This window comes from Saccharothrix hoggarensis, assembly GCF_042678885.1.
Taxonomy (GTDB): domain Bacteria; phylum Actinomycetota; class Actinomycetes; order Mycobacteriales; family Pseudonocardiaceae; genus Actinosynnema; species Actinosynnema hoggarensis.
The window spans coordinates 20,100-30,720 of the sequence record NZ_JBHTLK010000065.1; the positions used below are offsets into that span (position 1 = coordinate 20,100).

The 10,621-nt window shown below is 73.2% G+C and carries 10 protein-coding genes; 4 read left to right on the top strand and 6 right to left on the bottom strand.

Going from position 1 to position 10,621, the window contains the following annotated elements:
• Positions 1-2: 2 nt before the first annotated feature.
• Positions 3-1,070, bottom strand: coding sequence for a phenylalanine--tRNA ligase subunit alpha (pheS, locus tag ACFQ3T_RS15130; RefSeq protein ID WP_380723888.1), 1,068 nt, complete (start codon positions 1,068-1,070; stop codon positions 3-5).
• 567 nt (positions 1,071-1,637) lie between these two features.
• Here pheS and ACFQ3T_RS15135 point away from each other — a divergent pair.
• Both ACFQ3T_RS15135 and ACFQ3T_RS15140 read left to right on the top strand, forming a co-directional pair.
• Positions 1,638-3,395: an HSP90 family protein gene (locus ACFQ3T_RS15135; protein WP_380723889.1), complete on the top strand. Its 1,758-nt coding sequence runs from the start codon at positions 1,638-1,640 to the stop codon at positions 3,393-3,395.
• A gap of 7 nt (positions 3,396-3,402) precedes the next feature.
• Entirely contained in the window at positions 3,403-6,204 is a 2,802-nt protein-coding gene (locus ACFQ3T_RS15140) for a hypothetical protein (RefSeq protein WP_380723890.1), read from the top strand.
• A gap of 402 nt (positions 6,205-6,606) precedes the next feature.
• Here ACFQ3T_RS15140 and ACFQ3T_RS15145 read toward each other — a convergent pair whose 3' ends face one another.
• The 4 genes from ACFQ3T_RS15145 to infC form a co-directional block, all read right to left on the bottom strand.
• Positions 6,607-7,458, bottom strand: a complete 852-nt coding sequence (locus tag ACFQ3T_RS15145; protein WP_380723897.1) for a TrmH family RNA methyltransferase — start codon at positions 7,456-7,458, stop codon at positions 6,607-6,609.
• Complete coding sequence (gene rplT, locus ACFQ3T_RS15150; RefSeq protein WP_380723891.1) at positions 7,455-7,844, bottom strand: 50S ribosomal protein L20; 390 nt, start codon at positions 7,842-7,844, stop codon at positions 7,455-7,457. Before rplT ends, ACFQ3T_RS15145 begins: the two co-directional genes overlap by 4 nt.
• Positions 7,845-7,945: 101 nt before the next feature.
• The gene (rpmI, locus tag ACFQ3T_RS15155) at positions 7,946-8,140 is read right to left on the bottom strand and encodes a 50S ribosomal protein L35 (protein ID WP_053722438.1); all 195 of its coding nucleotides are present in this window, start codon (positions 8,138-8,140) and stop codon (positions 7,946-7,948) included.
• A 73-nt stretch (positions 8,141-8,213) separates the two neighbouring features.
• Entirely contained in the window at positions 8,214-8,819 is a 606-nt protein-coding gene (gene infC / locus ACFQ3T_RS15160) for a translation initiation factor IF-3 (protein WP_380723892.1), read from the bottom strand.
• Positions 8,820-9,085: 266 nt separating this feature from the next.
• On the opposite strand from infC, the gene ACFQ3T_RS15165 reads away from it, so the two are divergent.
• Positions 9,086-9,436, top strand: a complete 351-nt coding sequence (locus ACFQ3T_RS15165; RefSeq protein WP_380723893.1) for a DUF1844 domain-containing protein — start codon at positions 9,086-9,088, stop codon at positions 9,434-9,436.
• 202 nt (positions 9,437-9,638) lie between these two features.
• Here the strand turns inward: ACFQ3T_RS15165 and ACFQ3T_RS15170 are convergent, their stop codons facing one another.
• Positions 9,639-10,235 carry a hypothetical protein gene (locus ACFQ3T_RS15170; protein WP_380723894.1) on the bottom strand — a complete coding sequence of 199 codons (597 nt, stop codon included), beginning with the start codon at positions 10,233-10,235 and terminating at the stop codon, positions 9,639-9,641.
• Between the two features lie 107 nt (positions 10,236-10,342).
• On the opposite strand from ACFQ3T_RS15170, the gene ACFQ3T_RS15175 reads away from it, so the two are divergent.
• Positions 10,343-10,621 (top strand): helix-turn-helix domain-containing protein (locus tag ACFQ3T_RS15175; RefSeq protein ID WP_380723898.1); only part of this gene is annotated, 279 nt, incomplete at its 3' end.

Genomic DNA, 10,621 nt, shown 5'->3' on the forward strand with positions numbered 1-10,621 from the left:
GGTCAGGCCTCCGTTCCGAATGGCTGGGTGAAGCGGACATCGCCTTCGACCATGTCGCGCATGTCGGGCAGGCCGTTGCGGAACTGGAGCGTGCGCTCCAGGCCCATGCCGAACGCGAACCCGGAGTAGACGTCCGGGTCGACGCCGCAGTTGCGCAGCACGTGGGGGTTGACCATGCCGCAGCCGCCCCACTCGACCCAGCCCGCGCCGCCCTTCTTCTGCGGGAACCACACGTCCACCTCGGCGGACGGCTCCGTGAACGGGAAGAAGCTCGGCCGCAGGCGCGTCCGGGAGTCCTCGCCGAACATGGCGCGGGCGAACGCGTCGAGCGTGCCCTTCAGGTGCGCCATGGTGAGGCCCTTGTCCACGGCCAGGCCCTCGACCTGGTGGAAGACGGGGGTGTGCGTGGCGTCCAGCTCGTCGGTGCGGAACGTGCGGCCGGGGCACACCACGTACACGGGCGGCTCGCGGTCCAGCAGCGTGCGGGCCTGCACCGGGCTGGTGTGCGTGCGGAGCACCAGGCCCGAGTCGGCGGGCGCCACGTAGAACGTGTCCTGCATGGTGCGCGCCGGGTGGTCCTTGCGGAAGTTCAACGCGTCGAAGTTGAACCACTCGGTCTCCAGCTCGGGGCCCTCGGCGACCTCGTAGCCCATGGCCACGAACACGTCGGCGATGCGTTCCGCGAGCGTGGAGATCGGGTGCCGCGCGCCGCGCGGGAAGCGGTCCCACGGCAACGTGACGTCGACCGTCTCGTCCCGCAGCACCCGCTCGTCGCGTTCCGCCTGCAACCGGGCGCGGCGCTCCTCGAACGCGGTCTTGACCGCGTTCTGCGCCTCGTTCACCCGCTTGCCCGCGTCGGCCTTCGCGGCCGGCGGCAGCGCGCCGATCTCGCGGCGGGCCAGCAGGACCGGCGAGCGGTCGCCCAGGTGGCTCGGCTTCACGGCGGCGAGCTCGTCGAGGTCGGCCGCCTTCGCGAACGCCTCACGAGCCTGCTCGACCGCCGCGTCGAGCGCTTCCGGGGAGAGCGCCGCGACCTGCTTGGGGTCGTACGGGTCGTTGGCTCCGGACATGGTTGGTGGACAGCTCCCGTCACGGACAACTGGTGGTCAGCCCTCCGCACGGCATGCGGAGCGGCGGACCGATCCTAGGTGATCGGGGGAACGACGGCCCCACCGCCGCCCGCCGCGGGGCGCGCTGCGTGACATCGCCCTCACCTGCGGCCACCGTGCCGATGTCCGGTCGGTCGGGCGCGGGCGCCCTTCGGCGTCGCGCCGCCGTCCACCGGGTGGGTCGGGAATGGCTTCGCGTGGCCGGAGAAAGCGCGGGATGAACTGCGGGTGGGCGGCGGGGTGAGCGGGCCGGGAGGAACGCCGCGGCGGCTTGGCGATTCGGGACCGTTCGGCGGCCCACAGCCATGCTTCGCAGCCGTCCCCGCCAAGCGGCCACAGGTGGCCGGACCGGCGGCCGAACAGGCGTCCACCGTCGGAATTGTCGGTGGGCCGTGGCAGTCTTGACCATGCGAGCCGGACCCCGGCGGGCGATCGCGGGCGATCAGCGAAAAACCGGGTCACAGGCCGCCGTGCCGACCTTAGAATCGTCCGTCCCCGTGACCTTTACCCGAGGTGAACCCCAGTCCCATGGCACACACCTTCGGTGTCGACCTGCGCGGGATCATCGACCTGCTCAGCCACCACCTCTACAGCAGCCCCCGCGTCTACGCGCGCGAGCTGCTGCAGAACGCGGTGGACGCGATCACCGCCCGCCGCGCCCTCCAACCGGACGCGCCGGGCGAGATCGTGATCGAGCCGGTCGGGTCCTCCGGCGGCACCCTCCGCATCTCCGACACCGGCATCGGCCTCACCGAGCGCGAAGTGCACGACCTGCTCTCCACGCTCGGCCGCACGTCCAAGCGCGACGACCTCGGGTTCGCCCGCCAGGGCTTCCTGGGCCAGTTCGGCGTGGGCCTGCTGTCGGCGTTCCTGGTCGCCGACCGCATCCGGCTGGTCAGCCGGTCCGCGAAGGGCGGCCCCGCGGTGCGGTGGACCGCCGACGCGGCCGGCAACTACGAGGTGGAGGTCGACGACGACGCGCGCGCCGCGATCGGCACCACCATCGAGCTCGTCCCCCACCGCGACTCCGAGCACTGGCTGGAACGGGACGTGGTGCGCGCGCTCGTCACCGAGTACGGCGAGGCGCTGCCCGTCACGGTCCGGATCGGCGACGAGGTCGTCACGAGCGGCGCGCTGCCGTGGGCCGAGGACCCGGTGGCGTACGGCGAGAAGGTGCTGGGCGTGGCGCCGTTCGACGCGATCCCGGTCGAGGTGCCGACGGTGGGCCTGACCGGCGTCGCGTACGTGCTGCCGCGCGGCGTGCACCCCGGCGCCCGCCAGTCGCACCGCGTCTACCTGAAGCGGATGCTCGTCGGCGACGCCATCGAGGGACTGCTGCCGGAGTGGGCGTACTTCGTGCGCTGCGTGGTCGACTCGTCGTCGCTGCGCCCCACGGCCAGCCGCGAGGCCCTCTACCAGGACGAGACGCTGCTCGCCGTGCGCGAGGAGCTGGGCAGGCAGGTCCGCGACTGGCTGGTCCGGCTCGACGCGACGGACCCGGACCGCACCCGCGCCCTGCTGGACGCGCACCACCTGGGCATCAAGTCGCTGGCCCGGGTGGACGACGAGATGCTGCGGCTGGTCGAGCGGTGGCTGCCGTTCGAGACCACCGACGGCCCGCAGTCGCTGCGCCAGTTCCGGCGCAAGCACGGCATCCTCGCGCACGTGCCGGACGTGGACGAGTTCCGGCAGCTCGCGCCGGTCGCCCACGCCCAGGGCATGGGCCTGGTCAACGCGGGCTACGCCTACGACGTGGAGATCATGGAGCGGCTGGTCGCGCTGGACGGCCCGACGGCGGCGCGGCGGGTCGCGCCGAGCGAGGTGCTGGCCGCCCTCGGCGACCCGGACCCGGAGCTGGAGCGCGCGCTGCGGGAACGCCTGGCGCTCGCGGCGGACGTGCTGGACCGGCACGACTGCGAGGCCGTGCCGCGCGACTTCGACCCCGGTTCGCTGCCCGCGCTGCTGGTCACGAACGTCGAGGCGGAGCGCAAGCGGGACGCGCAGCAGGCCGGCGAGCAGGCCGACCCGCTGTGGGCGGAGCTGCTGGGCAGCCTGGTCGAGTCGTCGTCGGGCGCGGCGCAGCGGCTCGTCCTCAACTGCCGCAACCCGCTGGTCCTCAAGCTGGCGCAGCTGACCGACCCGGCGCTCGTCGAGCTGACCGTGGAGTCGCTGTACGTGCACGCCCTGCTGCAGGCGCGGCGGCCGATGCGACCGAAGGACACCGCGGCGCTGAACCGCTCGTTCCTCGAACTGCTGGACCGCGCCGTGGGTGGTCGAAAGGGATGATGCCGCGATGAACGAGGACAAGGACGCCGCCGAGCGCCAGTTCGTGGAGGCGTACCACATGCCGGAGGGCATGGCGCGGCACGAGGCGCTGGAGCGCGCCGCGCGGGCCGCGGACGCCGTCGACCACCTGCCGCTCGCGGTGAGCTGCCGGATCGCGCTGATCCGCTCGGCGTACGACCTGGGCCGGTACGACCTGATGCTCGCGCCGTTCGCGTGGTGCGGCACGGCCGAGCAGCGCGACCCCACGGCGTTCGACGAGTGGGAGACGCACAGCTTCGACTGGGCGCACAAGTGGATCGTCGGCGGCCTGATCGCGGACCCGAGGTTCACGCTGGAGCAGATCGGCTCGTTCGTGGACCAGCTGGCGGCGCGCTACCAGCGGCTCGGGTACTCGATGCAGCCGGTGTACGGCGCGCGGGCCGACCTGGCCGCGCACGTCGGCGACGACGAGGCGTACCGGCGGCACTTCGCGCGGTACATGGCGGTGGACCGCGGTCCGATGAGCGACTGCGAGGCGTGCGTCGTCGAGGAGCAAGCGGGGCACCTGATCCGGCAGGGCAGGCACGCCGAGGCGGTCGCGCACGCCGAGCACCAGCTGGAGCAGGAGACGGGCTGCGCGACCCAGCCGCAGGGCATCCTGACGACGTTGACGCCCGCGTTCGTGGCGCTCGGCGACGTGGACCGGGCGCGGCAGGCGCACGTGGTGGCGTACCGGCTGGTGCGCGACGACCTGGTCGGCGGCTACCTCGACGACCACCTGGAGTTCTGCGCGACGTCCGGCAACGTGGGCCGTGGCGTCGACCTGCTGCGCGGCCACCTGCACCGGGTGCACCACTCGACCAGCCCGTCGCGGGCCATGCACTTCGCCGCGGGCGCCGCGCTGCTGCTGAGCCGCGTGTCACCGGACGAGCGGTTCGCCGTGCCGCGGGACGGGCGGACGACAGTGATGTCCGCGCCGGAGCTGCGGGCGCTGCTGGAGGCGCAGGCGTTGGAGATCGCGGCCCGGTTCGACCGGCGCAACGGCAGCACCGCGGTGAGCACCCGGATCCGGCAGACGTTGGCCGCGCCGGACACGATCCCGGTCCCGCTGGCCGTGCCGCTCCCGTCTCCCCCGGCGCCCGCGGTCGAGGAGGAGCCGGTGGTGGTCGCGGACCCGGTGGAGCTGGCGCAGCGGATGTGCGCGGCGTTCGACCGGGGCGAGTTCATCGTCGGGATGCGCCTGCTGCGGTCGCTGCCCGAGGACCTCGACCCGTTGCTGCCCGAGTCGCTCGGCGCCCTGGTGGCGGCGCGGCGGGCGACAGTCAGCGGGCACTCGCGGCCGCGGGCGGACGTGCTGGCGGACCTCGACGCGGCGATCGAGCGGCTGGTCGCGTGCGGGAAGCACGACCTGGCCAACCGGTACCGGGCCCGTGGCGCGGGGCTGCGCGCGGAGGAGGAAGGGCCGGCGGCGTGCGTCGAGGTGGTCCGGACGTGCCTGGCCGAGGCCGAGGCGACCGGCACCGCGTACACGCGCGTGCTGACGCGGTTGCTGCTGGCGGACCTGCTCGCCGACGTGGACGAGACCGACGAGCAGGGCGTGCTGACCGGTGAGGCGTTGGAGCTGGCCCGTGCCGAGGTGCCGGAGCTGGTGACGCGGGCGCGGTCCGACCGGGCGCAGTACCTGGCGACGGTCGGGCAGATGGACGAGGCGCACGCCGAGGTCGTGGACGTGCTCGCCACCGACCCGCCCGCTTCCGTGCGGTTCGACGCGCTGCGCCTGCTGCTGAAGATCCAGACCGTGCGCGGTGACGCGGAGGACGCCGTCCGCACGGCCGCCGAGTTCGTCGCCGCGTTCAGCACGCCGCGCGGGCCGTGGACGGCGGAGACGCACCGGCAGCGCGTGGCGTCGCTCGAACGGCTGGGGCTGGAGGCGGAGCACCTGGTCGAACTGCGTGAGGCCGTCAGCGCCGGTCACGACGTCGGCGTGCCGGACGACGTGGCGAAGGCGTGCTACGCGCTGGCCGGCGGCTACCTGAAGGCGGGCAGGCTCGTGGAAGCCGCCGAGGCGCTGGAGGAAGCCGTCCGCGTGATCGAGGGCGGCGAGGTCGACCCCGACGCCGTCGTCCCCGTCCGCTACCGGCTGGGCCAGGTGTGCGCGCGGCTGGACGAGACCGAGGCCGCCCGGCGGCACCTGGAGGTCGCGCTGGGCCTGGTCCCGGCCGACGAGCCGTGGCGGCGCGCGATGGTGCTGGAGGTGCTGGCGGGCGTGCTGCGGCGGCTGGACCGGCAGCCCGAGGCGGCGTCCGCCTACCAGGGCGCCGCGGCGGCGTGGCAGGAGGTGTCGGAGTTCGCCGAGGCGGCGGGTTCGCTGGTCGAGGCGGCCGCCGCCCTGCCGAACGACGAGGCCGCGGAATGCGCCGCCACCCTCACCGCGGCCGAGGAACTGCTGCCGTCCGTGGAAGACCACGACCACCGGGTTCACCTGACGGCGCGGATCGCCGCGATCCGGGCGTTCCTGCACATCCAGGCGGGCGAGCACGCGGCGGCCGTGGAGCAGAACGGCATCGCCGAGGAACTGGCCGCCCAGCTCGGTGACACCGACTGGCAGATGTTCCTCGTGATGCGCGGCGCGAAGTTCCTGCTCGAGTCCGGCGACGCGGTCAACGCCGAAGCGGAGGCCCGCCGCGCGGCCACCCTGATCGCTGACGACACACCGCCCCAGATCCTCGGCGACACCGCCAACGTCCTCGAAGAAGCCCTGAGAGCGCAGGACAAGCCCACCTCGACGGACCCGGTCCTCCGTGCCCTGACCAGCCGCTTGGAGTCCTGACCGCGCGGTCTGTGCTGGGGCGCGCCGCGCGCCCCAGCACACACCGCCCATGTCAACCAAGATCACCACATCGTGCGAACCGTCGGTCCAGCTAGAACCAAATCGCACTTCGCGCGTCGCCTTGAACAGAACGGAAGCCGGCCAAGGCCCCACCTGCGCAGGCCCCGACACACGCGGTGAGCGTGTGGTCAGCCACGCCGGAGCGGTCAGACGCGCCGGGCCGAGGTCGGTACCCGGCGGTGTGGCAGGTGAGGCGCGCGCGGCGGCGAGGTGGGGGTCTGGGCCACCGCGGGCTGGGGCCGCCGAGGCGAACCGGGAGGCTGGAGAAGGCCGTCGGGCAGGGGAGGCCGTCGGGCAGGGGAGGCCGTCGGGCCGGGGAGGCCGGGGAGCCCGTCGGGCCGGTCAGGCTCGTTGGGCTCGGGCGGAGGCGTAGAGGCAGACCGCGGCGGCCGTGGCGAGGTTGAGGCTTTCGGCGCCGCCGTAGATCGGGACCTTCAGGGCGGTGTCGAGGGTGGCCACCACGTGGTCGGGGAGGCCGTGGGCCTCGCTGCCGAAGACCCACGCGGTGGGGGTGGTCAGGTCTCCCCGGAGGTCGGCGGTGACCAGGTCTTCCTCCGCGTAGCCGTCGGCGGCGACCAGGCGCAGGCCCGCCTCGCGGCAGGCGGCGAACACCTCGTCGGCGTCCCGCACCCGCGCGATGGGCAGGTGGAACACGCTGCCGGTGGACGCGCGCACGCACTTGCCGTTGTGCGGGTCGACCGTGTCCCCCGCGAAGATCACCGCGTCGACACCGGCCGCGTCGGCGACCCGTGCCACGGTGCCCGCGTTACCGGGGTCCGCGACGCCGTGCAGCACGGCGACCAGCCGCACGCCGGGCGTGAGCGCGGCCTTCAGCGGCACGTCCACCAACGAGCACACGGCGACGAGACCCTGCGGCGTGACGGTCTCCGACAACGACGCGGCGGCCTTGTCGGTCACCGAGCTGACCGGCACGCCAGCGTCGACGGCGTCGCGCACCAACTCGGGGTTCCGCGAGGCGGCGGCGGGGGTGACGAAGAGGTCGTGGACGCGGCCCCGGCCGGCGGCGGCCCACGCCAGTGCCTCGCGCACCGCCTGCGCGCCCTCGGCGAGGAAGCGCTCGGCCCGGTCACGGCCGGCGCGCCTGGTCAGCCTCCTAGCTGCAACGACCCGGGGAGTCCGTTCGGTGAACGGAGCATCCCCGGGTCGCGGTGCGCGGCGGTCGTCCGCGCTCAGGCCTTGTCCTCGACGGGCGCGTTCACGTCGCTGGGCAGCGCGGCGCGAGCGGCCTCGACCAGGGCGGCGAAAGCGCCGGGGTCGCTGACGGCGAGCTCGGCCAGGATCTTGCGGTCGACCTCGATCTCGGCGAGCCGCAGGCCCTGGATGAAGCGGTTGTACGTCATGCCGTTGGCGCGGACACCGGCGTTGATGCGCTGGATCCACAGCTTCCGGAAGTCACCCTTGCGGGCGCGACGGTCCCGGTAGGCGTAGTTGAGCGAGTGGAGCACCTGCTCCTTGGCCTTGCGGTACAGCCTCGAACGCTGGCCGCGGTAGCCGCTGGCGAGCTCAAGGGTGGTACGGCGCTTCTTCTGGGCGTTCACTGCCCTTTTGACGCGTGCCACGGGTCCATCCTGTCGATCTCGTGGGGCCGGTGGAGGGCCCCGGTGTTCAAGGGGGTGAAGGTCTCGGTCCTCGGAGGGTCAGACGCTCGAGGGTCGGACGCTCAGAGGCCGAGCAGCTTCTTCAGCCGCGGCACGTCGTTCTTGGCGACCTCGGTCGTGCCGGAGAGGCGGCGGGTCAGCTTGCTGGACTTCTTCTCCAGCAGGTGGCGCTTGCCGGCCTTCTCGCGGACGAGCTTGCCGCTGCCGGTGACCTTCACTCGCTTGGAGGTCCCGCTGTGGCTCTTGTTCTTGGGCATTTCCGTCCTCAGTCTCGTGCAGCCACCGGGGTTGGGGGCGGCCATGCTTGCTCCCGGCCCGGGGGCCGGGAGATCACTCCTCGACAGACTCCGCCGTCGCCTCGTCGGCGCCGTCGTGCTTGATCGGGCGGGTCTTCGTGGTCTTGTGCGGGGCCAGCACCATGATCATGTTGCGGCCGTCCTGCTTCGGGTTGGACTCGACGAACCCCAGCTCCGCGACGTCCTCGGCGAGCCGCTGCAACAGTCGGTAACCCAGCTCCGGCCGGGACTGCTCACGGCCCCGGAACATGATGGTCACCTTGACCTTGTTCCCGTGCGACAGGAAGCGGGCCACGTGGCCCTTCTTCGTCAGGTAGTCGTGCGGGTCGATCTTCGGCCGGAGCTTCTGCTCCTTGATGACCGTCAGCTGCTGGTTGCGGCGTGACTCGCGTGCCTTCTGCGCGCTCTCGTACTTGAACTTGCCGTAGTCCATGAGCTTGCAGACGGGCGGCCGAGCCTGCGCGGCGACCTCGACGAGGTCGAGGTCCGATTCCTGGGCGAGTCGGAGCGCGTCCTCGATGCGAACGATCCCGACCTGCTCGCCGTTCGGCCCGACCAGACGAACCTCGGGCACGCGGATGCGGTCGTTGATGCGCGGCTCGGTGCTCGCGGGAGCACCTCGGTTCGAGGGACTTGTCATTCACGTCCTTTGTGACTCGTTGTGCGCCAAAGACAAGAGGCCCCACACCTGCCCGGTGTGAGGCCCGCTTCCGACCGATCGCACAACGAAGGGCGCAGTCCACCCCTCGAGGGACCGGACCCGGCCACCTGCACGAAGCGGCAGACGCGGGTGGGAGCGGGGCTCCACTTGCCGTCCCCACGGTGCGGGGACTGGTCGCGCGGAGAATACTAGCAGACGGCCTTGTCAACCCCCGAATCGGCGACCCGGACGGGGTGGTTGCGAGAATGGCTCCCGTGACCGACCTGCCTTCGAACAACGTCCGCGACCTGTCCGATGTTCCCAGCGTCGAGGTGATCAGCAAGGCGGCGCTCATGCTGCTCTCCTCCGCCGCCGAACGCCTCGGGCTGGCCGACGAGGACCCCGACACGAGCCCCCGCCGCGACCTCGACGAGGCGCGCCGGCTCATCACCGCGCTGGCCGGCCTGGTCACGGCGTCGGTGGAGTACCTCGGCCCGCACGCGGGGCCGCTGCGCGAGGGCCTGCAGTCCGTGCAGCGGGCGTTCCGCGAGGCGTCGGCGTACCCGGACGAGCCGGGCCAGGGCCCGGGCGAGAAGTACACCGGCCCCGTCTACTGACGGGCCCGGACGCACGGGTCGGGCCTCCGCGGACCCCGCGCACGGCGAGTCCGCGAGGCCACGGCCTGTGACGGCGAGCCTGTGAGGTCACCGGCCGTGACGGCGAGCCCGCGAGGTCACGGCCCGCGGAGGCCAAGCCCGCGGGGTCGCGGGTGTGAGCCCGACCTGTGAGGTCACCGGCCGTGAGGCCGAGCCCGCGAGGTCACGCCCTGACGCCGGCGGCCCGCAGCCGTCGGGCGGCCAGGGCGCTGATGACCTCGGGGTCCTGCCGGCGCCAGCCCTCGGCCGGGTCGCCGGGGAACGTCGCCAGGTCGCGCAGCGACAGCGTCGTCAACGCGTGCAGCGCGAGCAGGTCGAGACGGCCCTGGTCGCGCAGGCGCCTGACGACGGTGGCCTGCCGGGCGTACCTGATCCGCAGCGGCAGCCACGTGAGCAGCAGGAACGCCAGCGGCAGGACGATCAGGGCGACGGTGAGCCACAGGGCGGTGGACTCGACCGCCTCGATCTGGGCGCCACCGGCGTCGGTCAGCGTGCCGCCGGCGGACTTGCCGCGGTCGAGCGCGTCGGCGAGCTTCCCGCCGACCAGCGGCACGTCGCGGGCCTTGGCGGCGACGTCGCCGAAGGTGTCGGAGAGGGCGTTGCCCGCGTCGACGAGCCCGTCGCCGGGCGCGCGCAGCGTGCGGACCGCCTCCCCCACCGCGAGGGCGAGGGTCACCCAGAACCACGTCCAGGCGACCGCGACGAGGTCGGCCACCACCTGCCGCGCCAGTCGGGTCGGACGATCCGCGTACCACTTCATGGGGTGTGGTCTTACCAGGCGCGGGTCACGGGAAACCGACGTGATCGGCATCGCCGCGACCGCGGGGTCTCGATTGGGCGCCCGGCCACTAATGTCGGGGCGTGGGGATGACGTTCGGTGAGCTGCTGCGGGCGCACCGGTTGCGGGTGCGGCTGACCCAGGAGGAGCTGGCGGAGGGCTCCGGGGTGAGCGTGCGGGCGATCAGCGACATGGAACGCGGTCGGGCCAGGGGTCCTCAGCGGCGCACGGTGGAGGCGCTGGCGGGGGTGCTGGCGTTGGCCGGGCCGGAGGTCCGGGAGCTGTTGGACGCGGCCAAGGAGGGTCGGGCGCGGCGTGCGCCGTCGTCGGCCTGGCGCTGGGCGCGCTCGGCGGCGGTGGCAGCGTGC